General features: G+C 65.9%; 27 protein-coding genes and 1 pseudogene. 15 read left to right on the top strand and 13 right to left on the bottom strand.

Annotated elements, in window-relative coordinates; genetic code table 11:
• The first annotated feature begins 33 nt into the window (after window positions 1–33).
• Both Q9G87_RS18560 and Q9G87_RS18565 read left to right on the top strand, forming a co-directional pair.
• Window positions 34–630, top strand: a complete 597-nt coding sequence (locus tag Q9G87_RS18560; RefSeq protein WP_305917624.1) for a YciI family protein — start codon at window positions 34–36, stop codon at window positions 628–630.
• Between the two features lie 185 nt (window positions 631–815).
• Window positions 816–1,667, top strand: a complete 852-nt coding sequence (locus Q9G87_RS18565) for a phosphotransferase enzyme family protein (RefSeq protein ID WP_305917625.1) — start codon at window positions 816–818, stop codon at window positions 1,665–1,667.
• 27 nt (window positions 1,668–1,694) lie between these two features.
• Here the strand turns inward: Q9G87_RS18565 and Q9G87_RS18570 are convergent, their stop codons facing one another.
• Window positions 1,695–2,303, bottom strand: coding sequence for a flavin reductase family protein (locus tag Q9G87_RS18570; protein ID WP_305917626.1), 609 nt, complete (start codon window positions 2,301–2,303; stop codon window positions 1,695–1,697).
• A gap of 138 nt (window positions 2,304–2,441) precedes the next feature.
• Window positions 2,442–2,873: a hypothetical protein gene (locus tag Q9G87_RS18575; RefSeq protein ID WP_305917627.1), complete on the bottom strand. Its 432-nt coding sequence runs from the start codon at window positions 2,871–2,873 to the stop codon at window positions 2,442–2,444.
• 93 nt (window positions 2,874–2,966) lie between these two features.
• On the opposite strand from Q9G87_RS18575, the gene Q9G87_RS18580 reads away from it, so the two are divergent.
• From Q9G87_RS18580 to Q9G87_RS18600, 5 genes are all read left to right on the top strand, one after another.
• On the top strand, window positions 2,967–3,404 hold the full coding sequence (locus Q9G87_RS18580; RefSeq protein WP_305917628.1) for a hypothetical protein: 438 nt from the start codon (window positions 2,967–2,969) through the stop codon (window positions 3,402–3,404).
• A complete protein-coding gene (locus Q9G87_RS18585) occupies window positions 3,401–3,883 on the top strand; it encodes an RNA polymerase sigma factor (protein ID WP_305917629.1) in 483 nt (160 codons plus the stop codon). Before Q9G87_RS18580 ends, Q9G87_RS18585 begins: the two co-directional genes overlap by 4 nt.
• Before the next feature lie 61 nt (window positions 3,884–3,944).
• Window positions 3,945–4,868, top strand: a complete 924-nt coding sequence (locus tag Q9G87_RS18590; RefSeq protein ID WP_305917630.1) for an alpha/beta fold hydrolase — start codon at window positions 3,945–3,947, stop codon at window positions 4,866–4,868.
• 166 nt (window positions 4,869–5,034) lie between these two features.
• Window positions 5,035–5,355 carry a type II toxin-antitoxin system Phd/YefM family antitoxin gene (locus Q9G87_RS18595; protein ID WP_305917631.1) on the top strand — a complete coding sequence of 107 codons (321 nt, stop codon included), beginning with the start codon at window positions 5,035–5,037 and terminating at the stop codon, window positions 5,353–5,355.
• Window positions 5,352–5,762: a type II toxin-antitoxin system VapC family toxin gene (locus Q9G87_RS18600; RefSeq protein ID WP_305917632.1), complete on the top strand. Its 411-nt coding sequence runs from the start codon at window positions 5,352–5,354 to the stop codon at window positions 5,760–5,762. The genes Q9G87_RS18595 and Q9G87_RS18600 overlap by 4 nt, the downstream gene beginning before the upstream one ends.
• 164 nt (window positions 5,763–5,926) lie before the next feature.
• Here Q9G87_RS18600 and Q9G87_RS18605 read toward each other — a convergent pair whose 3' ends face one another.
• Together Q9G87_RS18605 and Q9G87_RS18610 are read right to left on the bottom strand one after the other, a co-directional pair.
• Window positions 5,927–6,100, bottom strand: coding sequence for a tetratricopeptide repeat protein (locus tag Q9G87_RS18605; protein WP_305917633.1), 174 nt, complete (start codon window positions 6,098–6,100; stop codon window positions 5,927–5,929).
• Between the two features lie 51 nt (window positions 6,101–6,151).
• Entirely contained in the window at window positions 6,152–6,934 is a 783-nt protein-coding gene (locus Q9G87_RS18610) for a L,D-transpeptidase (RefSeq protein ID WP_305917634.1), read from the bottom strand.
• 218 nt (window positions 6,935–7,152) lie between these two features.
• Here Q9G87_RS18610 and Q9G87_RS18615 point away from each other — a divergent pair, with 218 nt between their 5' ends.
• The 4 genes from Q9G87_RS18615 to Q9G87_RS18630 all read left to right on the top strand — a co-directional run bounded on the left by Q9G87_RS18615 (window position 7,153) and on the right by Q9G87_RS18630 (window position 10,741).
• Complete coding sequence (locus tag Q9G87_RS18615) at window positions 7,153–7,875, top strand: hypothetical protein (protein ID WP_305917635.1); 723 nt, start codon at window positions 7,153–7,155, stop codon at window positions 7,873–7,875.
• A 508-nt stretch (window positions 7,876–8,383) separates the two neighbouring features.
• The gene (locus Q9G87_RS18620; RefSeq protein WP_305917636.1) at window positions 8,384–8,956 is read left to right on the top strand and encodes a winged helix-turn-helix domain-containing protein; all 573 of its coding nucleotides are present in this window, start codon (window positions 8,384–8,386) and stop codon (window positions 8,954–8,956) included.
• Window positions 8,953–10,212: an MFS transporter gene (locus Q9G87_RS18625; protein ID WP_305917637.1), complete on the top strand. Its 1,260-nt coding sequence runs from the start codon at window positions 8,953–8,955 to the stop codon at window positions 10,210–10,212. The genes Q9G87_RS18620 and Q9G87_RS18625 overlap by 4 nt, the downstream gene beginning before the upstream one ends.
• Before the next feature lie 37 nt (window positions 10,213–10,249).
• Entirely contained in the window at window positions 10,250–10,741 is a 492-nt protein-coding gene (locus Q9G87_RS18630; protein WP_305917638.1) for an aldo/keto reductase, read from the top strand.
• Here Q9G87_RS18630 and Q9G87_RS18635 read toward each other — a convergent pair.
• The 4 genes from Q9G87_RS18635 to Q9G87_RS18650 are packed head-to-tail and all read right to left on the bottom strand — an operon-like array spanning window position 10,722 to window position 13,785.
• Window positions 10,722–11,294: a GTP-binding protein gene (locus Q9G87_RS18635; protein ID WP_305917639.1), complete on the bottom strand. Its 573-nt coding sequence runs from the start codon at window positions 11,292–11,294 to the stop codon at window positions 10,722–10,724. The genes Q9G87_RS18630 and Q9G87_RS18635 overlap by 20 nt on opposite strands.
• Window positions 11,275–11,640 carry a DUF742 domain-containing protein gene (locus tag Q9G87_RS18640; protein ID WP_305917640.1) on the bottom strand — a complete coding sequence of 122 codons (366 nt, stop codon included), beginning with the start codon at window positions 11,638–11,640 and terminating at the stop codon, window positions 11,275–11,277. The genes Q9G87_RS18635 and Q9G87_RS18640 overlap by 20 nt, the downstream gene beginning before the upstream one ends.
• Before the next feature lie 2 nt (window positions 11,641–11,642).
• On the bottom strand, window positions 11,643–12,074 hold the full coding sequence (locus Q9G87_RS18645) for a roadblock/LC7 domain-containing protein (RefSeq protein WP_305917641.1): 432 nt from the start codon (window positions 12,072–12,074) through the stop codon (window positions 11,643–11,645).
• Between the two features lie 28 nt (window positions 12,075–12,102).
• Window positions 12,103–13,785 carry a sensor histidine kinase gene (locus tag Q9G87_RS18650; RefSeq protein WP_305917642.1) on the bottom strand — a complete coding sequence of 561 codons (1,683 nt, stop codon included), beginning with the start codon at window positions 13,783–13,785 and terminating at the stop codon, window positions 12,103–12,105.
• Window positions 13,786–13,973: 188 nt separating this feature from the next.
• Between Q9G87_RS18650 and Q9G87_RS18655 the strand changes: the two are divergent.
• Together Q9G87_RS18655 and Q9G87_RS18660 are read left to right on the top strand one after the other, a co-directional pair.
• A pseudogene (locus Q9G87_RS18655) lies at window positions 13,974–14,170 on the top strand (IS110 family transposase); the annotation flags it as partial.
• An 80-nt stretch (window positions 14,171–14,250) separates the two neighbouring features.
• Window positions 14,251–14,805: a GAF domain-containing protein gene (locus Q9G87_RS18660; RefSeq protein ID WP_305917643.1), complete on the top strand. Its 555-nt coding sequence runs from the start codon at window positions 14,251–14,253 to the stop codon at window positions 14,803–14,805.
• Between the two features lie 1,534 nt (window positions 14,806–16,339).
• Here Q9G87_RS18660 and Q9G87_RS18665 read toward each other — a convergent pair.
• Window positions 16,340–17,395: a DUF4331 family protein gene (locus tag Q9G87_RS18665; protein ID WP_305917644.1), complete on the bottom strand. Its 1,056-nt coding sequence runs from the start codon at window positions 17,393–17,395 to the stop codon at window positions 16,340–16,342.
• 12 nt (window positions 17,396–17,407) lie between these two features.
• Complete coding sequence (locus Q9G87_RS18670; protein ID WP_305917645.1) at window positions 17,408–17,971, bottom strand: hypothetical protein; 564 nt, start codon at window positions 17,969–17,971, stop codon at window positions 17,408–17,410.
• A gap of 741 nt (window positions 17,972–18,712) precedes the next feature.
• Here Q9G87_RS18670 and Q9G87_RS18675 point away from each other — a divergent pair.
• On the top strand, window positions 18,713–18,952 hold the full coding sequence (locus Q9G87_RS18675) for a hypothetical protein (protein ID WP_305917646.1): 240 nt from the start codon (window positions 18,713–18,715) through the stop codon (window positions 18,950–18,952).
• Between the two features lie 99 nt (window positions 18,953–19,051).
• On the opposite strand, the gene Q9G87_RS18680 is transcribed toward Q9G87_RS18675, so the two are convergent.
• Window positions 19,052–19,336 carry a transposase gene (locus Q9G87_RS18680; protein WP_305917647.1) on the bottom strand — a complete coding sequence of 95 codons (285 nt, stop codon included), beginning with the start codon at window positions 19,334–19,336 and terminating at the stop codon, window positions 19,052–19,054.
• A gap of 265 nt (window positions 19,337–19,601) precedes the next feature.
• Here Q9G87_RS18680 and Q9G87_RS18685 point away from each other — a divergent pair, with 265 nt between their 5' ends.
• Window positions 19,602–21,146 (top strand): type 1 periplasmic-binding domain-containing protein, encoded by a 1,545-nt coding sequence (locus Q9G87_RS18685; protein ID WP_305917648.1) that lies wholly within the window; start codon window positions 19,602–19,604, stop codon window positions 21,144–21,146.
• Here Q9G87_RS18685 and Q9G87_RS18690 read toward each other — a convergent pair.
• Both Q9G87_RS18690 and Q9G87_RS18695 read right to left on the bottom strand, forming a co-directional pair.
• Window positions 21,136–22,326, bottom strand: coding sequence for an FHA domain-containing serine/threonine-protein kinase (locus tag Q9G87_RS18690; RefSeq protein ID WP_305917649.1), 1,191 nt, complete (start codon window positions 22,324–22,326; stop codon window positions 21,136–21,138). The genes Q9G87_RS18685 and Q9G87_RS18690 overlap by 11 nt on opposite strands.
• On the bottom strand, window positions 22,327–23,364 hold the full coding sequence (locus Q9G87_RS18695; RefSeq protein WP_305917650.1) for a protein kinase family protein: 1,038 nt from the start codon (window positions 23,362–23,364) through the stop codon (window positions 22,327–22,329).
• Between the last annotated feature and the right edge of the window lie 9 nt (window positions 23,365–23,373).

Consider the following 23,373-nt stretch of genomic DNA (forward strand, 5'->3'; position numbering starts at 1 on the left):
CTGGAGCGGGGCTGAAGGATCGCCATGGCTGCGATGACCAGAATGGAGCCGTCGCTGCGGGCCATGGTAGGTACTCTCGGCATGGAGTTCTTCTGTTATCACCGCGATCGGCCCGACTCCGCGGCTCTGCGCGCCGAGTTGGTGGAAGAGCACTGGTCCTACATGGACCGGTACGCGGCGGAGCTGATCGCCCGCGGCCCGACCTTCCACCGGGACAGCGACACGGCCTCCGGCAGCGTGCACATCGTCGACCTGCCAGATCTCGCCACTGCGCGTGCGTTCGTCTTCGAGGAGCCCAACTACCAGGCCGGTGTGTACAGGGACGTGATGTTGCGCCGCTGGCGCAACGTGCTGGGCCGCACCATGTGGGATTTCCCTGGCGGCAGAGAGGGCGGCAACCGGTATCTGGTGCTGGGCCTCGGCTCAGGGCAGGCTGCCGACCTTGTCCCGCCGCCCGACCGGGACGAGTTGATCGCGTATGGACCGCTGCTGTCCGACGACGGCGCCACCTGGCTGGGTACGGCGCTGCTGGTCCGGGCGCCGGACCCGGATGTGGCACGCGCCGTCCTGACCCTGGACCGGTACGCCGACATCGAGGTCCACGACTGGGAGTTCGGCGGCCGGCGCTAAAGAGGCGCGCGGAGCCCTTGGTTCGCGCCGGAGGCTTCAGCGGAGTGGTCTGCCGAACCGGCCCACGCCCGGCAGCGCCCCGCCCATTCGCGCCACCGCGGCTCTCTATCGACAACTTGGTACGGTGGCCCGGACCGCACCGCATGGAGAGTACGGCAGCGCGCAAGGGAGAGGAGCCGGCGACGATGCAGGCGTCAGAGGTCCCACGTGCGATTGCCGCGGCCAGGTCGACCGCCTCATCACTCGGCATGACAGTCGACGACGTGATCGTTCTTCATGACTCGAACAAGCTCACTCTGCGTCTGCTGCCTTGTGACGTCCTGGCCCGGGTGGCACCTGTAGCGGATCAGGTCGCACAGTTCGAAATCGAGCTTGCTCAGCGGCTCGCCGAATCCGAGAGCCCTGTGGCTGCTCTCGAGCCTCGAGTGGAGCCACGCGTCTACGAGCGTGATGGCTTCGTGGTCACGCTGTGGACCTACTACGAACCTGCGACGCCTCGAGAGGTCTCACCAGCCGACTACGCCAATGCGCTCGGGCGGCTGCATGCCGGCATGCGCAAGCTCGATGTCCCGACGCCGCATTTCATGGATCGGGTCGAGCAGGCTCAACGACTCGTGGCGAGCCGCGACCGCACGCCGGCGCTCGCCGACGCGGACCGGGAGCTGCTCGGCGACACGTTACGAAGTCTGAGGCGAGTGATCGCCGAGCGCGGCGCCGCCGAGCAGCTGCTGCACGGTGAGCCGCACCCGGGCAACGTGCTCACCACGAAGAACGGGCTGCTGTTCATAGACCTCGAGACGTGTTGCCGTGGGCCTGTCGAATTCGACCTCGCCCATGCGCCCGAAGACGTCAGCGAGCACTACCCGGGTGTCGATCAAGGCTTGCTACGCGAGTGCCGGATCCTCGTGCTGGCGATGATCGCAACGTGGCGCTGGGATCGAGACGACCAACTCCCCAACGGGCGCCGGCTGGGCACAGAGTGGCTCAGCCAGATCCGAGCAGAGCTCGATCGCGAAGGGCTGGATATCCATGGCTGATCGCGGGCCTTCGAGGTCGTGGCCGGATCATACGGCTCGCGGCTCCTCGTAAGGGATGCGACTCAGGTGCAGGATCTCGCCCAACGTCCCCCACTCGTCGCCGCCGAGCTTGGTCAACGGGCGCAACAGCTCGGCGTCAGGCCGGTCGTTGACGATGTAATCCTTGTGCACCGCCGCGAGGAAGACCCTACCGAACACCAAGGTGGAGTTACCCATACGCAGCGTGGTGTGTGAACGGCACTCCAGGACAACGGGAGAGGCGGCCACCCGGGGCGGCCGCACACGACGGCTGGCTTCGCGTTCGACTCCCGCGAAGCCGAATTCGCTCACGGTCCGAGGGAAATCGGTGGCGGTGTCGCGGATCTGGTGCAGCAGCGGTTCGGAGGAGAAGTTGACGACGAACTCTCCGGTTTCCTCAACATTGCGCAGGGAGTCCTTGCGGCCGATCGAGGTGAACTGCACGATCGGCGGATCGGTACTGGCGATGCTGAAGAAGGAGTGCGGAGCGAGGTTCTCCACCGCTCCGTCGGGTGTGACGGTGGACACCCACGCGATCGGACGCGGAACAACGACCGAGGTCAGGAACCGGAAGAAAGCCACCCCACTCATGGCCTCGGGATCGAAGTCGACACGCATGCCGTTCAGTATTCATCGCACTCACCCTGTGTAGTGGTCGCCACGCGGAACGCACGGGACGAGTACTGTTGCACGTCGGCGTTGCTGTACCGGGCTGCTGTACAGCAAGGACGTACTGAACACCCATCCGCCTCAGCCTCATGCTTCGACCCCCGAGACGGAAGCCCGCATCAGCACGGCTCCGGTCGCGAACCCCAGCGCCACGCACAGCGGGCTGTAGAGCAGCAGGTTGAGCCAGTAGAACGGAGTGCCGGTGTCCGTGCCCAGCCCGAAGGCCCACGCGAGGCCGAGTTCCGCACGCATGAGCAGCCCGCCGCCCAGCGCGAGCGTTACCGCCTTGGCGAGCCGACCGCCCCGCCCGAGGGAGACGGCGATCACTGAGACGGCGGCGACGGTGAGCACGACGATCAGGGGCACGAGGATGCGCGCCGTGAAGGGCGTCTCGAAGTTGAGCACCGCCAGGGAGAGCGCTCGCGGGTCGGCGGCCGGCCGTACCAACCAGAAAAGGTGAAGGAACGCGTCGAGCAGGAGGACGGCGGCGACGAAGGCCGCCGGGAGTGAGATTCTCATGCCCGGCAGGAGGAGCGGAAATCGTCGATGGTTCCATGGAACCTTCGCCGCGGTCGACGCCTCTGGATGGATATGACTTGGCCTGTTGCTGATTTGGACCCGGTACGGAGGCTGCGGGTACTCGCCTCCGCCATCCCCGGGGCGGGCGTAGCCGAACGCGTCATCCTCGCCCCGTTCGAGGACGTCTGGTCCGTGGTGAGCGCCCTGGAAGAGGAGTTCGGCACCTTCGAGCCGGACATGCGCCACTTGACCATCGTTTCCGGGCGCGGGAGCGAGCGCCTGGTGGCCAAGGCGCGAAGCAGGTACGGCATGCGTGCCAGGTTCGACGTCGAGCTGCGGCCCGGCTGGTGCTGGATGCAGAGCAGGTTCCTGATCGTCGGCGTCGCGGCGGCAGCCGTACCGGGAGGAACCCTGGTCGCGCAGACGGGAGGAGTCCGCGTTCCCGGCCGGGCGGCGCTGGTTCCCCTGGGCGTGCGGGCCGCGGGAGAGAAGGCGCTGGCCAGGCTCGAGGCGAGGGTCGTGCGGCGATGAGCGCCGATCTGGTGCGCGCTGCTCAAGGCGGCGACACGATGGCCATGAACGACCTGCTGAGCGAGCTGACGCCGTACCTTGGCCGGATCTGCGGGCCCATCGCGCTCGACAACGGGCCCGACGCCGTCCAGGAGGCGCTGATCGCGATCTTCCGGAACCTGGGGAGCCTGCGCGATCCGCAGGCGCTCCACGGCTGGGCCCGGGCGATAGCCGTACGGGAAGCAGTCAGGATCGCCAGACGGCGGCACCACGCGGTGGAACTCGCCGAACTGCCGTCGAAGCAGGACGTCGAGAGCGCGGTGGACATCCGTGACGTGCTCGAGCGGCTGTCACCCGAACATCGGGCGGTGTTGGTCCTGCGTGACCTGGAGGGGTTGCCGGAGGAGGAGGCCGCACGGCTCCTGCACGTACCGGAAGGGACGGTGAAATCGCGCCTGCATCGCGCCCGCCGGAGCTTCCGCAAAGCGTGGCAGTCCTGAGGAACCTCCTGAGGCTCGCTCGCCTCCTTCTGGTGGAATCCCACAGAACGGAGAGCATCGCATGAGACCTCGCACGCTCGTGGTCCTGAGCCTGATCCTCACCCTGGCCGTCGGCGCCGCCCTTTATGGCGCGTACGGCTACCGCCCAGCAGCGGCCGGTTACCGGCAGCCGGCGAACGCTCGGTTCCTGGACACCCCGCTCGCTCGCTTCCACTACGTCAAGGAAGGCTCCGGCACACCGGTCGTGCTGCTGTCACCCGGGGCTTCCTGGACGTACGGCTGGCGCCGTCAGGTGCCGGAGCTGGCCCGCGACCACACGGTCTACATCCTGGACCTCCCCGGCCAAGGATTCACCCGGCTGAAGGACCGCGGCTTCACCTGGGACCTGAAGGGGATGACCACGGCGATCGGTGTGTTCCTGAACGCGGCGGGCATCGAGCGTCCCGCGCTCGGCGGGCTGTCGTGGAGCGGAGGGTGGGCACTGGCCTACGCCCAGCGCCACCCCGAACGCGTCAGCAGCCTGCTCCTCCTGGCCCCCTCTGGCGCCAGCACCCGCGACACCTGGGTGTATGAACTCATGAAGTACCCGGTCGTCGGGGAGCTGTGGAACAACTGGTACTACGCCGACAGGTCCAGCTCACGCGCCGCGCTCGACCGGATCCACGTCAACCGAAGCAGGATCACCGAGAAGGACGTCGACGCGTTCTGGGCACCCGGCACTTTCCCCGACAACCTGGAGAGCCAGGTCCTGCTCGAACGCGGCCTGGACTGGGATGAAACCCTGGCCGCCATGCCGTCCACCACCACGCCCACCTTGGTGATCTGGGGCCGCCAGGACACCGTCAACCCGGTGTGGCAGGCCCAGGAGTTCGCTCGCCGGATGCCCGCCGTGCAGGTGCGCGAACTCGACGGCTGCGGCCACGCGCTGACTACCGACTGTCCGGAGAAGGTCGCCCGGCTGATGGTGGACTTCCTGCGCCGATGAGGTCGGGGTACTTGCCCGCAGCGCCTACCCCTGAAAGACGCGCTGCGCGCACGCGACACTTGTGTGACGCTCCTGCTCAACCTCGGCGTCCCACCTTAGGTCAGTCCTGCGGGCTCAGCGGTGCTACGATGTAGCACCGAATGGCACAGCCCCGTAGACTTCAGGTGTGAGCACTCCTGAGCCTGACCGCTCCCACGAGATATCTCAACGCGACCTGCGCAACCGGTCAGCGGAGATCATGGATGGCCTGGAGCGTGGGGAGCGGTACGCCGTTACCCGTAATGGCCATCACATCGGGGATCTAGTCCCTCTTCGCCGCCGACGCCGGGCCGTGTCACGCGCCGAGTTCGCCGCCGTGTCGCGTGGCATGCCACGACTGGACGACCGTAAATATCGCGAGGACATGGACCGCCACGTCAACGACGATCTCTACGACCCTTACGATCGCGCATACGGCAGACGCGAATTCGCGGAGGACGAGGAATGACCCACGCCCTAGGGCTGCTCGACACCAACATCCTCATCCTGCGCGCCGGCATCGATCCCGATGAGCTCCCCGACGAGATGATGATCAGTGCCATCACCACCGCGGAGCTCTCGGTCGGCGTCTTGGTGGCGCCAGGGCCTCAGGAACTCGCCCAGCGAATGAAGATCCTGCAGACCGCCGAAGCCGAATTCGACCCACTCCCCTTCGATGACACCGCAGCCCGCGAGTACGGCCAGTTGTGGACGGCCGTCATCGCCTCAGGACGCAAACCGCGCCCCCGCACTGCAGATCTGATGATTGCCTGTGTGGCGATCGCGAACCGGCTACCCCTGTACACCTGCAATCCCAAGGATTTCAAGGGCCTGGACCACCTGATTACGGTAGTTCCTGTCACTCGCCCCCAGTGAATGGCACGGCATTCGCGCCCGGCCGCGGCCTCGAGTGCGAGGAGGGCGCCGAACGAGTGCCCGACCAGAAAGGGCTGCGGCGCGTGTGGCTCGCGGCCTGCGTGGGATGGCCCCGTTTGTGGCCGCCTGCCTCGACCCGCGCTTCTGAGGCGCTCATCCTGAAATCAACACGTGGAGCGCTTCTCCTCACCCAATACCCGCCGCCGCGCCTCCAGCACAGCCCGGTGCTCGGCCTCGGCCAACCGTCCCGACTCCCACAGCGCATCCGCCACGTTGCTCCGGCTGGTCAAGGTGTCCGCGTGCTTGCTGACACCGCCGTCCTTCTCGTTCCGGCACATGCACGAGCTCGCGTTGGTGCATGGCGGACCCGTTGGCCGCTGGCCTCATCCTCAAGGAGCGATCAGAACTGGAGTCCCAAGAGGCAGTTTTGCCAGCACCTTGAGCGCGCGAGCAGGCACCCTGATGCAGCCGTGCGTGACCGCCTTGCCGAACACCTTCCGGTCCGGCCAGCCGTGGAAGGCGACCGTGCCCGGACCGCCGCCGAAGGTGTCGAGCGTCGGCGAGTGCGTGCCGAGGGGCAGAATCAGCGGGCTGTAGGCCTTCTTCTCCTTCGGCGACATCAGGGCCAGCAGGAAGGTCCTGCCCACCGGGGTGGGCGTCTCAGGGCCGCCGACAGCCACCGTCCAGGTGCCGAGCTTCTTGCTCGCGTTCATCACGGTCAACTGCCTGGTGGCCAGCTTCACGATGGCGCGGTAGCGGCTGCGCGCCTTCTCCAGGCCCTTGGCCTTGATCCAGCCGGTCACGTGGTTGGGCTTGCTGGGCAGCAGCACGCGGTACCAGCCCTTGCGCGCCTCCACCACCGGGACCCAGGTCTGGCTGCCGAGCTGCTTCGCCGGGAGGGTGGCCGCGGGCTTGCCGCCGGGGTGGGCGTAGACGGCCACCGTGCGTGCGGGGTGGACCACGATGCCGCTCAGCTTGCCGTACGTGTCGGTGTCCTGCGGGAGGCCGCTCAACTCAGTGAACGTGGTGGCCTTGGGTAGTGCGGTCGCCGTGACCGAGGGGCCGGCGGCGAGGGTGACGGGCGACGCGGCAACGCCGGCGGAGGTCGAGGCGATGAGGCTCATGGCGACGAGAGCGGCGCCGATGAGTCGGCGGGGGGCATCGAGCGGCACGATCGGCTCCTGAGGTTTCTGTGACACATACGACACGAACGCATAACCATCTGGCCAGGTAGATAACGGTTTGGAACGTTTGAAGATGCTCCGCCAACGGGTGTGACATTTTTACACATATGAGCCATCTGAGGCTCAAGTGCTCTCATACACCCCGAGGTGCGATCGTGACACCCCCCAGGCTCTCTTCGGTCCGTCGCTGGTTCACAGCGGCACTCATGTTCGCGGTGGCAGCGCTCGCGGTGCTCGCCATCTCCAATACGGCCTCGGCTGGAGCGGTCCAGGGGACGCCCGGCGACAACGGTGACGTCAAGATCCACAAGTGGACGACGCCGGAGGACGACCAGCTCAACGAGCCGCACGTCTGCGTGTTCTATCTGGTCGGGTTCAACTTCGACAAGGCCGAGCAGGTGAGCTGGGAGATCAAGTCCTTGTCGCCCACGGGTGACGAGACCACGGTGAAGAGCAGCACCCTCGTACTCGACAAGGACGGGCATGGCCGTACCGTCGACATGACCCTGCCGAACGGGCACTACAAGTTGTTCTGGGATTTTGCAGGGAAGAAGGGCGCGCCCAAGCACAAGGTGTTCTGGGTCGAGTGTGAGCCGACGCCCACCCCGACGGTGACGCCTTCCCAGACGCCGACGCCGACGGTCACCCCGACGGTGACGCCCTCCCAGACGCCGACGTCGACGGTCACCCCGACTCCGACTTCCACACCCACTGCGACGCCCACGGTGACCCCTACCCCCACGCGGACGCCCACCTCGACGCCGACGCCGAGCAACACGCCGACCCCCACCCATCCCGGTAAGGATGATCGCGGGACGGTGACCCACGACTGGTTCGAGTGGGATGGCAACGTCACGCAGACGCAGGACGAGCCCAAGCCCGCACCCACCCCGACGCCGGTGAAGACCAACATCCCAGTCACTGGCTGACACGCGACACCGAACGACGGAGGGCCCGGATCAAAGCGATCCGGGCCCTCCGTCGTCTGTCAGCTTCAGACGAGCATGCGCAGCGGATCGGCGGCCTACCTCACCGCCTACGAACGTCACCAGAACCAGCACAGGCCGCACCAGGCTCTATCCCTACGCTCACCCACGAATAGACCGGCCGAAGTGGTCGATCTCTCGGTCGGGATACAGAGACGAAGCGCCGTCTTCGGCCTGGTCCATGAGTATCGCCGAGCCGTGTGACGATGACACGAACCTGCAGGCCAGCGCCACCAGCGAGGTTTGGCACCGAACAAGCCGTCGCCGGCACCCCCCGGCTCACATGCGCCGGATACGAGGTCCCTCGGGAATTAGCGGTAGTACCGCCTTCATCCGCCCGGCGCCTTGACACCGGCAACTGCCTTAACTTCCCGCATTGCCGTCTAGCCGGGGGTGCATATGTATACAAGAGAAGTTGTACAATGACTCTTGTATACATATGCTCCTCGCTGTGCCCGACGACCATCATTCGATCATCGACTCGCGGGTCCTGGCAGCCATGGCGCACCCGGTGCGCCGTCGCCTCCTCGACCTGCTGAAACTCGACGGCCCCGCCACCGCCAGCGTCCTGTCCGAACAGACCGGGGAAGCGGTCGGCAATGTCAGCCACCACCTTCGCGCCCTGGCAGCCGCCAATCTAATCGAGGAGGTGCCGGAGCTGGCCCGCGACCGGCGCGAACGCTGGTGGCGTCGGACCACTCCCACACTCTGCTGGTCCTCCGCCGATTTCGCCGACGACGCCGCGGGGGAGGCGGTGGCTCGGGCCGTCGAATCGCTCAACCTGGAGCGGCAGACGGGCCACGTGCGCCGCTGGGCGGACCAGCCCCAGTCCGAGCAGGAACGCTGGCCGCTCGGGCCGTTCTCGACCGAAGCCTGGATCCGCGTCACCGACGAAGAGCTGGTCGAATACGCCGCCGAGATCAAAGCCGTGATGAACAAGTGGGCAGAGCGTCAATTGCCCGACGACGGCCGGGAACGCGGCACCGTCTTCACCTTCACCCGCGCAGTGCCAGGGCGGCCGTGACAATCACAGAGAGGACCCGTTTCGGGCTGCTGCGCCAGCGCGACTTCCGGCTGTTGTGGATCGGGGAAAGCGTCAGCAGCCTGGGCAGCTCCGTCACCGGCGTCGCGCTGCCCATAGTCGCGGTGACCGTGCTGGACGCGCCGCCGTTAGCGGTCGGCGTGCTGGCGGCGGCCGCCTGGCTGCCCTGGCTGCTCATCGGCCTGCCGGCGGGTGTCTGGGTGGACCGCCTTCCCCGCCGCCGGATGATGCTGGTCGCCGACTGGGCGTCGATGGCAGCCTTCCTCAGCGTCCCGATCGCCGCCGCCTTCGGCCGGCTGACGATCGGCCAGCTGATCGTGGTCGCGCTGGCCGCGGGGACCGCCAAGGTGTTCTTCGCGACCGCATATCGCGCCTACCTGCCGTTCCTGGTGGACGGGCCGGACCTGCTGGAGGCCAACGCCAAGCTCCAGGGCAGCGAGCAGGTGGCGAACCTAGCGGGGCCCGGTCTCGCCGGGCTGCTCGCCCAGCTCTTCTCGGCCGTCGGCGGCCTGGTCGCCGACGCTGCCAGCTTCGCCGTCTCGGCCATCTGCCTTGCCCGCATCGAACGCCGCGAGACCCACACCCCCAGGCCCCGCCGACGCCTTCGCGCCGAGATCCGCGACGGCATGCTCCTGGTCGCCCGCGATCCGTTGCTCCGCGGCAACACCTTGTACGGCTGCGCGGCCAACCTGGCCCTGACCGGCTACACGTCGTTGATCGTGCTCTTCATGGTCGACGACGTCGGGCTCGGCGCGGGCGAGACCGGCCTACTGATCGCGACCACCGGACTGGGCGGCATCGTCGGCGCCATGGTCGCGCGGCCGATGGCGGCACGGTTAGGCAGCGCGCGGGCCGTTCTGCTCGGCAAAGCCGGCCTGGCCCCCACTGGCCTGCTGATCCCGCTGACGGATCGCGGGGCTGGACTGGCGCTGTTCGTCCTGGGCGGCGTAGTGATCGTCGCGGGGGTCGTGGCAGGAAACGTGGTTTTCTCCGGCTTCATCCAGACGTATGTGCCGGGCGAGCTGATGGGCCGGGTGACGTCCAGCGTGCAGTTGGTCAACTTCGGCGCGATGCCGCTCGGCGGCGTCCTGGCCGGCGCACTGGCCGGTGCGTTCACCGTCCGCACGGCGTTGTGGGCGATGATGATCGGGTTTGTGCTGAGCGGCCTGATCCTATTGGCCAGCCCCCTGCGCCGCCTGCGTGATCTGCCGTCCGGCCGGCTGGACACCCGCCTGTGACCCATGCCGGGCTCTCTGCGTCTCCGGGGTCGGAGAGATGAACAACCACATCCCAACGCCCGATATGAACGAGCAGCAGAAGAGGATGCCAATCGGCAATGATCCGAAGACCCGCCGTGATGTCAGCGTGCCGAGCCTTGGTGCGATGCTGTTCGGCACCACCACCGACGAGACTACGTCGTTTACCATCCTCGACCGGTTCGTCGAGGCCGGCGGCAGCTTCATCGACACCGCCAACAACTACGCGTACTGGGTCAATGGCACTCAGGGTGGAGAGAGGCGCTGCTCGGTCGCTGGCGCCGCAGTCGCGGCGTTGGGGATGAGGTCGTCATCGCCACCAAGCTCGGAAGGCAGCCCAACATTCCAGCGACCGCCCTCACCCACGACCTTGAGGGCTTGTCTGGGTGATGGTCTTGGGCGCCACCCGGAGTTCGGGTGGCGCTTAGGGCTGGTCGGCCGCGGTGAGCGGGACAAGAAACCAGTTGCAGATCGCCCTCACTGCGTATCGGTCAGATCGGAGCGGCGATGAGGAGATGCTGGATCAGTGACCGGAGTACCGACATCGCGGAACGGGTATCCCGTGCGTCGCACAACATGACCGGCGCGCGCGAGTCGAGTTCGAGTGCGGCTCGCACCTCTTCCGGTTCATAGGGGAACGCATCGTCGAATACGTTGACCGCGACGAGGAATGGGATGCCCCGATTCTCGAAGAAGTCGACGGCGGCGAAACATTCCTGCAGCCGACGGGTATCGGCCAGCACAACGGCACCGAGCGCTCCTGCGGATAACTCGTTCCACATGAACCAGAAGCGCTCCTGCCCAGGCGTTCCGAACAGATAGAGCACGATATTATGCTGGTGGATGGTGATACGGCCGAAGTCAAATGCAACTGTGGTTGTGGACTTGTCCTCTGTCCTGCTGAGATTGTCGACACCTATGCTGGCCGCAGTGATGAGTTCTTCCGTATTCAGTGGCTCGATCTCGCTCGTCGCGCCGACGAAGGTCGTCTTTCCGACGCCGAATCCACCAGCGACCAGAATCTTGACCTGGGTGGGAAACACCTCAGATTTGTTGTAAACCATCGAGCAGCTTCTCCAAGAGAACTCGGTCGGTGACGTGGCTGGACGAAGAAGACGATGCCCAGGTGGCTATGGCTCCGCAGTCCACCAGATCCGCGAGGAGGACCTTGGTGACCATCACAGGGAGTCGTATGTTCGCCGCCACCTCCGCGACCGAGACCGGCGTGCGGCACAGTTCGAGAACCTTGACATGTTCCGGATCCACGTCCGGGCTGGCCCGACCTGTGGTGACCACCAATGAGAGCAGATCCAGTTCCACAGTCGGGCGGGTGCGGCCCGCGTTCACTGTGTAGGGGCGAATCAGGGGGCCGGCTTCGTCATCAAGCCATATTTCGTCGTCACCGGCCATGTTCATCGGTTCCTGTCACCAGAACGAGCTGCCGGCGGGCGGATCGCTGTGTCCAGGAAGGGACGGACGGCTTTGATCAGCCGAGCCATCTCAAGACCGACGACACCCGGGTCGGCATCTCCCCCCGCCAGCACCGCGATAACCGAGTTGTGGCCGGCCCACGAGATGAACAGTCGGCTGGACTTAAGCTCGGTCACGACCTGGCGGACTTCGTTGCCACCGTCGAATTTGGCACAGGCGCTCCGTGCCATGGAAAAAAATCCGGAGGCGAGTGCCGCGAGATATTCTGAGCTGTCGCGGTCCAGACCGTGGGTGGCTTTCACCAGCCCGTCGGAGGACAGCAGCACACTGCCACGAATGGCAGGGACCTCCTGGGACAGCCCCTTCAGCAGCCAGGCGAGATCCGAAGTCTTGTTTGACGAGACGGCGCTCAATGGACGCTCCTTCTAGGTTTGTAATGTTCTAAAGATCGGTGTTACCAGTCCCGTCTTTAACGTCTTCGTCCTGACCACTGCGCATCCCCTTCATGAATGACGCCATCAGCCCGTGATCGAGGTCGAGGTCCGTATCGTCATCCAGGGTTGCGGGAGTGTTGAGAAGCTCGGGCGCCATACTCGCCTGAGGGCGACGTTTCGGCAGTTCCGGACGTCGGCCGGTACCTCGTGGAGGACCGAAGTCGGTCCGCTTCTCCGTTTGCCGGGCGGGCGCGCCGGCGCTCTGCTTCCTCCAAGCCTCGGACAGGTCGTCAGGGCGGGCACCGGCATCGTGGCCGCTCAGCGCTGGTGTGTCCTGTCTGGAACCGGAGGAAGGCCTCGGCGAGAAAAGCGAGCCTGGCGTACTGGCCGACGGGGCGGACTTGGGTTTCGCGGGCTCGGGGGACGTTGCCTGTCGTACGCCGGTCTCCCGCGGTTCTGAACTGATCAACTCATTCGGGATCACGACGATGGCCTGGGTGCCGCCGTAGATGTTGGTCTGCACCCTGACAACGACTTTGTGCCGACGTGAGAGGGCGGATACGACGAGCAGTCCGATACGGCCGTCCTGCACCAGTTCGTCGACGTCGACTCGTTCCGGAGCGGTGAGAAGGTCGTTCAGCCGACGCTGGGCTTCTCGGGGAATGCCGAGGCCGCGATCCTCGATCTCGATGGCCAAGCCTGCAGTTACGGCTTCTGCGCGGAGGAGCACTTGCGTGTGGGGCGGCGAGAACTTAGTGGCGTTCTCGACAAGCTCGGCGACCAGATGGATGATGTCCGCGGCCGCGCCGCCATCCACGACCCCTTCGACCGGCGGCACCACTTTGACCCGGCTGTAGTGCTCGACCTCGGCGATGGCCGAGCGCAGAATTTCGTACGTGGCTACCGGCCTGCTCCACTGGCGCCGCGAGACTGCCCCACCGATCACAGCGAGGCTTTCGGCCTGTCGGCGCAGGCGAGTACTGAGGTGATCGACCCTGAACAGGCCCTTGAGTAGTTCGGGATCCTCGACCTGGTTCTCCAGCTCGTCGAGTCCCTTCATCGCCCGATGGGACAATGACTGCATTCGCAGAGCAAGGTTGACGAAGATCTCGACTCGCTGTGTGGGACGGCCACTGGGTTTCCGGCTCGCCGCGTTGATCACCGCGTTCCAGGCCTCGTTCTGAGCTTTCTGGAATTCTTGCGCAAGGTGCGCGATGGGGTCGCCGGTCGCTACAGGCCGGAAGTCGACGCCCCGTCGTGCGGGAACCTCGCCGGCGGCGATCCGCTCTGCCAGGCCTTGCAGTTCTTGCCGGCCGCGGGACACTAAGACACCCAAGTCGCCGAGCCGGGGCTCCAAGTCCTTGAGGCGGGAGGCCGCACGACCGGATATCTGACGCTCCCGCCGGGTCGCCTTGTCCGCCGCGACGACCGCGACGAGCATGAGGGCCACCGCTCCCCCCGCAAGGACGGCCAGTGTCGGCCAAGCCTGCGGTGACGAGGGTCCCGCCATGGTCAGCACCGTCACGGCGATCAGCCCCAGGCACGCCATAAGGGCTGCTGGAAGGATGGAAATGCACAGATGGAAGGCATGAACGTTGATCGGACGACGTTTACCGCGGCCGCGTGACCTGCCACGGCTTCCGGCGTCTTGGCGTTCGGGGGCGGTGGGAGGCACGGCAGGCGCAGACATCGGGAGTCCTTGGCACAAGGGTGATAGGTCAACACGGGTCACCATACTGAGTCAATCAGCACAATATCGATCCCTGCGGCCACTTAACGTGATGCGGCATTCGGTCAGAAGGGGGACAGCGCTTGCGGTTGATGCGGGAGTCCGCGGCTGGACTGCAGCCCGCGGCGAGCCCCAAGCATGGGCGGCGTCGGCGCCAGGTGCTGGGTACCGCGTCGTTCTCCGCTCGAGGCGGTTACCCGGCGATGGAGCGCACGTCCGGCGACGTCCGCACCGTTATCGAAGGCACCGGCTCATATGGCGCCGGTCTGCTGCGCAACCTGCAGCAGGCAAGGGGCCGAGGTCGTGGAGGTTGACCGGCCCCGACCGGTCCGTTCGCCGCCGCCGTTCCGTGACCACCTTGCTATCCTCCGAGCGGGATGGCCGCAATCCGACAGGATCGGCCAGGTAAGCAGACAGGAGCCTGTGATGAGCCTTCCCTCCGCCTTCCGCCTAGTGACTCCCGTAGACCAGGAAGCGCCCCGCCGCGCTGCCCTGCTCCAGGAATTGGGCATCCGGGAGGAGCCTGACCCTGAGTTTGACGAGTTCGCCCGGGCCCTGGCCCAGGAGCTAGAGGCGCCATTCGCCATGGTCAACATCATCGGCCCAGAACGGCAGTATTTCGCCGGATTGTATCCTTCCTCGCGCGACCGGGGCGTCGACCCGGAGACGGATCCGTTCCGGACGATGGCCTGCGACCACGGTTACTGCATGTACGTGGTGACGAGGAAACATGCGATGGCGTTGGACGAAGTGATGGACTATCACCTCTTCGCCAACAATCCGGTGGTGGAGGAGATCGGGGTTCGCGCCTACCTGGGCGCCCCGTTGATCGACGGGACGGAGACCCTGGGCACCATCTGTGTCGTGGACACCAAGCCCCACGATTGGGGCACCGAGGGGGTCGCGTTCATCAAGGCCCGGGCCGCAGAGCTTGTGGAGAGGATCCATCAGCGGGCTCGTCTGCTGAAGAGGCCCAGATAACCTCGGGATGCCGTTTCTCAGAAAACGTGAGCGGCCAATGTCAGTCTGCCAGTGGGCTCAGAAGCACCGGTCTCCAGACGGAACTCTGCCGTCGGAGAAGATTATCGCGCTGTGGGGCATCGACCATACGCTCATCGACACAAGGGGTGTCGGCCGCGAGCTGTCAGCACAGGTGTTCGAGCGGGTGACTCGTGGCCTGAATCAACCGCGAGGCCAAGGCCAGGGCCCTGCTGGCAGGGCAGACAATCCCCACAGACCCCCACAGCAGCGTGTCGGCCGGCACGAACGCGTGCCGGGGCACCGTGCGGAACGCTGCTTCGACCGGGGCCGACCTGATGTGCCCGGCCGCGATGAGCTCGTCTGCGGACTTGTCTCTCAGCTCAGCGGCCTGTGCCTGGTCGATGGTCTCGTCATTCCAGATGATCTCCTTGTCGGGTGTCTTCTGGTCGTCGGCTTCGCGGAGCGGCTTGATACGGCGCCCGTTGCGAGGCGAGTTCGGCGAACACCTTCGCGGCGTGAGGGTACAAAGCCCTGGCTGTCTCCTCGTATTCGCCGTCGGCGGTCTGGCGAAGGACGGCCTGACCGCCCTCGCTGCAGAGTTCGTATTCACAGCAGCAGGAGGTCTTGCGCACTCGCGGGCGCGAGCCCGGCCCTGCCCGGCAACTGCGCTCGCCGGACGTCCAAGGGGAAAGTGTTGGCCCTGCCCGCCCGGAAGGGGGGACCCGCCGGCAAGGCCGCGGAAGGCTGCCGGGCGTACGAGGGCGCGGCGGCGGGCACAGGGTGTGGTTCGCCGCCGCGCCTGCTCCTCACGCGTGAGGTCCCGTCCGGGGCTTGGACCCCCGGCCGCCGCCTGCCGCATTTGCAACCGACGGGCCAGGGCGCTCACAGCGCCCCTGGCTGGACCGCGCGTTGTACAGCAGGGCTGACTGGAAGGCCAGCATGGACGCGAGCGCGATCGGATCCGGCTGCCGTACCATCGGCTGAACGCCGGCCGCCGTCGTGTCTGCGGTGACCGGCCAGCGCAGCTTGGCCCCCACACTTGGCCGGCCGCGTCCCGCTCGCGATCGATATCCCACGCCGAGTTAGGCGTTGCGCAGCGTCGAGAGTGACGGCACGTCAAGTCCTGCTGGATCGCCGCCAGCGCCACGACCTTTCGCATGTTCCGATCGGCCGCCTATACAGGGGCGTGTACCTGGATGACAGTCATCGCCTCTCCGCTCCATAGCCGGTGCGCGAGCGCCGGTCCGGTAGAAACCCGGCCATGCCCACGTACAGGTGGGTGTGTCGGCGTCGTCGACGGCCAACGTGACGTCGTCCGGATCATTGGCACCAGGCATACGTCTTGACCAGACCAGGGCGCAGCAGCGCATACAGCAGTCCGACAGATGAGAACCGTCTGCCATGGTGGTGTCGGGACCATGAAAGAAGAAGGCTCCTGACCCTCGCATTTGCGCTGGTCAGGAGCTTCTTCCTGCTAATGGTGGCCCTTCAGAATCCACTCTGGAGGACAGAAGGCGCCCAGCTCAGGACCGCATCACCCGCCGGTGACAGGGCGGCTGAGATACGGGAAGTGGTCGAGCAGGATGCCGGTTGCGTCCTTATAGGTCAACCCCATGGTGAGTTCTTCGTTCAGCACCAGGTCATACATGGAATCCGGGGCGCATTCCGTGATGCCCTTACCGTTCCGAATCTCTTTGTTCCAGGGGTCCCAGAGCGCGGAGGTGCCCACCTTGAAGCGCAAGACGTCGGGCAGGAGCGTGTCCGCGACGTACGCGCCGTACGCCTTCGGGGTGGCCTTGCCGTGCGGTGGATCGTCGAAGGTCTTTCGTGCCGCGACGACGGCGGCCGTGGCGTCCCGTACCTGACCCCAGAACCCTGAGGCGGGATCGCTGCCAGGGTTCTGGGGCCTGCCGTTCAGGTGGTCCTTGGGATGACTGGCGTTGAAATCCATGCCGGCGGAGCCGCCGGAGAAGTCCCATATGAAGCCGACAAGGGGGCCTGCGGCGTGCTGAAGTTGATGCCACACGCCATGCTCCTTGACCGAGGTGTTTCCCCAGTATCCAATGGTTCCCGAGCCGGTGATCGAGCTGGGAACCTCAAGGACGATCGCGCTGACGTTGGTGTTTTGGAAAGCGTTCTGGGCAGGATAAAGCGCGGTGTAACTGGGATTCGTGCCTGTTGACAACGCGGCCCGCGTCGCCACGGTGAACCGCGGGTCGTTGAAGAACGGCTCACCGCGCTCACCGGCGAAGAGCTTGATTCCGTTCGTACAGGTGACAACCTGCCCCAGCCTCGCTTCGGCCGGTGTAATGACCTTGCCCGTGGCGTCGCGGTCACGAGCGGCGCGACCGGTGAGCTGTTCAACCTTTACAGCGTCGCCGCCTGGAAAAGTAACGCGCCAGGTGATGTCTTCAAGGTAATCAAGCGGACTGCTCGTGTCGACCTTGAACTCATAATAAACTTCAGGATCGAATCCCGAGCTCTGCAGCGGCGAGACGTTGATCACGAACACCGTGCCGTTGTTGCCGGCGAAGCAATAGACATCGGTGATATCCCGCTGCGATTCCGGGATGTCAGTGTGGTGAGACATTATGCGGCTCCTCTAGCGGATGGGGGTATGCGGGAAGACGGGGTTGCGGGAGAACGGTTCGAGAGCAAGAGTGAAGAACTTGCTCATATAACCGACATCCTTGGTGGCGCCAAACTCGCCGACGAACAGCAGGTAGGGGAGCTCGCGGTGATCCCACGTGACGCGAGTGGCCTTCCCTTCCCGACCGATGAGCTCGTACCAGCCGTTGTCAAAGCCGCTAAGGACTGCGACACGCGACGGTGCTCCATGTTCTGGAATGATCGACGCGTCGACCATCATGCCATCCAGGGCTGGCATCTGAGGCCAGGCATACGCCGTTCGCGTGAGGCGTGGACTGGTGAAGTAATCCTCGACGGGAGCGGCTTTGACCCCCGCTGGCAGCAGCAGTCGGGCGCCGGGGCTGAGAAATGGGCCATGCCACCGCCGCGCGCCGCCGCGCACAATCGTTTCGGCAGCTGTGCCTGCGCCTGACGATCGGGCGCGAGTGGCGGCTGAAGCGGTGCCGGCGGGAGCGCCCAGAGCCACGATGAAGGGGGAAGCGGCGAGTCCGGCGAGAATGCCGCGCCGGTTCAACATGCGCCCTCCGACGCTGTCCGTGACTCCGTTATAAACGTCGAATCTGGATTCATATATTTACGTCCGACCATATTTCGTCACACCTTTACTGGTAAATTCGGATCAGTAACGCTGGATTGTGAACAGGGACTCCCCGAGCCTTCTGCAGTACGGCGATGGTGGTGCCGGGGATGGGAATGACTCAGCAATGGGCCGTGCACTGGACTTTATGAGGCGTGGGCAACACATCCATCGTGGGCCTCAAATGCACGCGACCATGCTGCCCACGAGGTTCCACGGAGTCCTCCACAAGGGCGGTTCGTGGCGCTCGGCGGAATGATGATCAATTGATGACCAGGGAACGGGTCAGGCCGGAGGGGTTGGGCAGGGCATGTTCTACACTCCGTGCTCTTCAGTCGCTTTCAGTAGCCTCTCCGTCGGAGAATGATCTCTAGTTGGTCATGGCGAATTTGTAACGGATGTATGTCGATTCCACATCGGTGAGTGCGGGCAGAGCTCCGCACCGATGACGTGCGGCTCTATCGAGTCCGGGATGCTATGGAGCTCCTGGGACAGAGCCGTTCGGAGCGCGCACTCTCGCACAAGCCGAAGCCGTCCATCGGGCGGACGTCCGGATAGGCGCGTTGCTCACCGGAGCTCGTACGGAAGATGTATGGGCGTTGACGTAGTCCTACGTCGTGGCCTTCGACGAGGGACCCGCCGCGCGGTGGGTCGTCCCGTTCTCATGAGAGGAGTAGACCGATGACCGAGAACCTCACCACCACAGCGGCCGGCGGGGCGACGCGGACGCTGCTGATATGCGGCATCGTCGCCGGCCCGCTCCACATCGTCGTGGTCCTGCTGCAGCTGCTCACCAGGGACGGGTTCGAGCATGAGCACGCACGGGATGGTGCGCCGACAGCACGACAAGTAGGAAGGTTCGCGCTCACGCTCGTGCCGCTACTCCCTCAGAACGCGGCACCCGATACGAACCGGCCGTGAGGGGCATCACGTCGCCTACGGCTGGTGAGCACGCCGGGCCTGCCCGTGTCGATCGAAGCGACCTGGCCGCTCGCCTTGGTGCAGACGTGTGACCAAGCGTCAAGACGCTTGTTCGCTTGCTGCACTCCGCGTCGTGGCAATGCCATCGATCACGGGACCAGGGATGGTGAGCGACTCGCGAAGGACGATCGGCCCGCTCGTCGGCGTCCAGCGTTCCGTTCCCGCGGCCCGCCGCCTGCGCGCCAATTTCACCCAGTTGCCCAGGATGCCCTCCTTGATCCCCAAGTCCCGGGCCACCAGCGCGATCGGCTTGCCGGTCTCCTCGACGATCCGAACCACGCCATCCCGGAAGTCCTGATCGAACCTTCGCCGCTTCTCTGTCATCGCCCGTCCCCCTCATAGGCGATGCCTCCACAGTAGGAGGGGAGATTCACACCGTCGCCTCCCCATGAACAGGGCCTTTGACGATGGGCTTCGACCAACCGTTTCCAGACGAACCCGCCAACTGACTGTTGTCCGGCTGCCATTGATCACGTTTTAATGACGATGAGTTTAGGCGGCCGCCGGCCCAGGGATGGGGAAGCGTGCGATCGATATTCGGGAAAGCGCGCCTGCACGGTCGTGGGATAAGTGACGGCTTGGAGTCCAGATGTATGACGAACCGGCACCGGCTCCCTCCTTCGCCGAGCGCGCCTGGAGCCTCTTACGCCAGGTGGGGACGCTTTTTCGCCGACGCTTGGTGGTGATCGTCGTTGTTGTCGCCGTCCTGATATCCACTGCGGTACTCGTGAATTACACGCAGGGATCGTGGCCATGGGGCGGCTGTGAAACAAACAGCGCGGACGTCGTCGCCATCGAAGGCGAATGCGTCGGGCTGATGGACCCAGCCGACGGGACGATGGTCCTGGGCGAGCAGTATCGCCAGATCCTGGAGGCCATCGCGGCGGAAAACCGCACGGTCGCCAAGGACAAGGACTACAGCACGATCGCGCTTATGGCCCCGATGGGGGCGGGCCCGCGCGGACTGGTCGGCGAGCGCGCCCTCCACCAGCTCGAGGGGGCGTTCATCGGTCAGTACCGCGCCAACCGTTCGGAGACGTTCCCCAAGATCCGGCTCCTGCTGGCCAACACCGGTCACGACGGCTCGAAGTGGCGGGCGACGGTGCAGGCGGTGCGGAAGAATGCCGCGACGGGAGCGACGGCGAGCCCCGGACAGGTCGTCGCGGTCACCGGAATGGGCCCGAGCCAGCAGGAAAGCATCGACGCCGCACGTGCCTTGGCCAAGGATCCCGGAATCCCGATGGTCGCCGATTTCATCACTGCGGCCGGGTTCAACACCACCGGTGAGATCGACGACGGCGGACCTATTCCTGGTCTCACCCGCACCGCGGTCAGCACCTCGGCCCAGGTGCAGGCCATCGCCGAAGAGTTCAAGAAGATGAAGGTCGGGGGGAACGCGGCCCTGATGTGGGCTGACGTGACCCCACAGGGAACCAAGGACCTTTACGCCCGCTCACTGAAGGATGCTTTCCTCGATCCGAAGCTTGGGCTCAAGCCGTACGTCGACAGGTCCGGACTCAGTTTTCCTTTCGACCCGCGTGGCGGTCCCTCGCTCCTGCGGACCATCAGCGACACGATCTGCGGGGCGAAGACCGATATGATCTTCTACGCTGGCCGCCAGGCGTTCATGCCCACCTTTCTCAAGCTGTTGCGGAGCCGGCCCTGCCGATCCACGCCCATCACCGTGGTCACCGGGGACGACGCCCAGGACCAAAATCCGAACGACCCGTCGCTGCACGACCCCGAAGCGCCCATCAAGGTGATGTTCGTGCCGCTCGCCGATCCCAAGCGGCTCGACCACCAGGACAATCCGCACCGCCAGCTCTACCGCGACTTCCGTGACGAGTTCGTGGCGCCCCACCATGGTGTGACTTTCCCCGCGGCGCATCTCGGCAGCGGGTTGGCGATCTTGGCGTATGACGCAGTGACCGCCGCGGTCACCGCGATTCAGAAGGCCGCCATCGGCGTGGACCCGTCCCAGCTCAGCCTGCCCTCCGCCGTGGCGGTGCGCGGGCAGCTCTACCTGTTCACCGGCACCAACGTCATCCGCGGCGCCAGCGGAGCCTTCACCCTCGACTCCAGGACCGGGGAACGAGTGAACGTCACCATGCCCACGCCCGTGACTATCCCATGACCACGACGATTACCGTAAGCGCCACTGCCGCGATGAGGAAGAGCAGAGGCCACCAGCGCGCGGCGGACATTCGGCTGAGCAGTACGCGCTCCAACTCCCCCGCCTCCGTGAGGCGGAGCACCGCTGTACCGATCGTGAACCGATCACCCGGTCGCAGGGTCGCATAGAGAACAGGGCGGCCGTCGATGAACGTCCCCAGACCGCTACTGTGGTCATGCAGCCGGTAGCCTGCGCTCACCTTGCGGACGGTGGCGTGCGCCGGGGCGATCCCCTCCCCGTGGATCACGATGTCGGCTGCGGGCCCGCTGCCCAGCGTGGTGGTCTCCTTCAGCGTTCCGAGGGTGGTCGGCAAGATCCTTACATGTGGCACCGTCGCCTGCGCGGTTTGCGACTGATGCCCCACGAGGCGGCCGAGCAGTTCCATAGAGGTGGGCCGCCGCGCCGGATCCTTGGCGAGGCAGTCGGCGATCAGTGAACGCAGCGGCTCGGATATCACTCCCACGTCGGGGGTCTCGGTCAGGACGCGGTTGATGATGACGGCCACGTTGCTCCCCGCGAACGGCGCCTTGCCGGTGGCGGCGAAATAGACCGTGCCTGCCCACGCGTGCACGTCGGCGGGGGGACCCACTTCGGCGTCGGCCCCTCCCACCTGCTCCGGTGCGAGATAGCCGGGGGTTCCTATGGTCGTGGTGATCGCGGCGGTCGCCTCCAGGGCCCGCGCGATTCCGAAGTCCACGACACGTGGTCCGTCCGGCCCGATGATGACATTGGCGGGCTTGAGATCCCGGTGGATGACTCCCGCGCCATGGATCGCCGCCAAGGCCGTGGCCGTATAGGTCGCCAGCCGCTCGAGCGCAGCTCCCGACAGCGGCCCGTGCGTGTCGACGAGCTCCTGCAGGGACGGGCCTTCCACGTATTCGCTCACGATGTACGGCTGGTCACCGTCGACGGCGGCGTCGATGATCATCGCCGTGTACGCCCTGGGCACCCGCGACGCGATGGCCACCTCATCCGCGAACCGCCTGCGCGCCCTTGGGTCGGCTGCCCCCTGCGCGTGGATCACCTTGATCGCGACCCGGCCCGCCTCGCCCTGGGCAAGGTAGACCGTGCCCTGACCGCCGACACCCAGGCGGCCGAGCACCTCGTAGGGCCCGATGCGCCGTGGCTCGCCGGTGTTCATTCAGACTCCCAACGTGACCGCGACGACGACGGCGATCGCCGCCAGGACGACGATCAGCACGACGATTCCCCCGTGCCCGCCGCGCGAGCCGTCCCCGACCGCGGACTTCCCCCGCTGCCACGCCTCGCGCAGGTTGGAGTCGGTCTCGACGTAGATGCGTTCCGGAGTGACGAGCCACCGCCACGACTCGCCCGCCGCCCGCCATCGCGCGATGTCCACCGATTCGGGTGCACCGTCCAGACACTGCCTTATCAGGCGGCGATGCCGCAATGGCAGGACCCTGGCGAGCGCGGCCTCGTCGAGCGACCACGCCTCGGCGCTCTCCTGAAGGCACCGCACGACGGCCCAGGCGAACTTGTAATAGTCCGACTCCGGGGTGAATCCGCCTTCACGGGGCAGCTTCCACTGCTCGGGATCGACCTCCGGCAAGGCACCGCGGCCTCCGACCGGTATGCAGGAGTCGCAGTCCAGCAGGTATACCGCGGGTGCCGGGTCGATGGTGAAGACGGCGTTGCGCAGTTGCAGATCGCCTACCACATATCCCTGCTCGTGCAGCCACTGCGTCGTCGCGAGCAACTGGCCGAGGACGGCCAGCTTATAGGGCGGCTCGTAGTAGCGCGTGCCGTAGTGGTCGCGAAGGGCACTCACCCGCTCGGGCGACCGAGTGAGCTCATCCAGATGTCGTGGCACCCGGCGGGTGCGGAGCTCGACGAACATCTGCTCGGGAGCGGGCCTGATCAAGATGCCGGTGACCCGCTCGTCCCGGACCGCCGCGACCGGCCACGCACAGCGCCGATCGAGTGTCGCGCGGTCCTGCCGGGGAAGTTCACGCCGCCAGCGCACCATGGCGAGCAGAGCGTCCTCGTCCAGCCCCGTCAGCGTCTCCTCGTCGTACCGTTTGAACAGAAACCGGCCAGGGACGCCGCTGACCTCGCACGGCGCAAGGCTGCGAGCCTGACCACCCGGGCGCAGGGAGTAGACATCGGCATCCGTGGACGGCGTCAGATCCGCTTCCTCGACCACATCTGGGGGATTCATACGTCTGCC

The organism is Nonomuraea turcica (genome assembly GCF_030718205.1).
Classification (GTDB): domain Bacteria; phylum Actinomycetota; class Actinomycetes; order Streptosporangiales; family Streptosporangiaceae; genus Nonomuraea.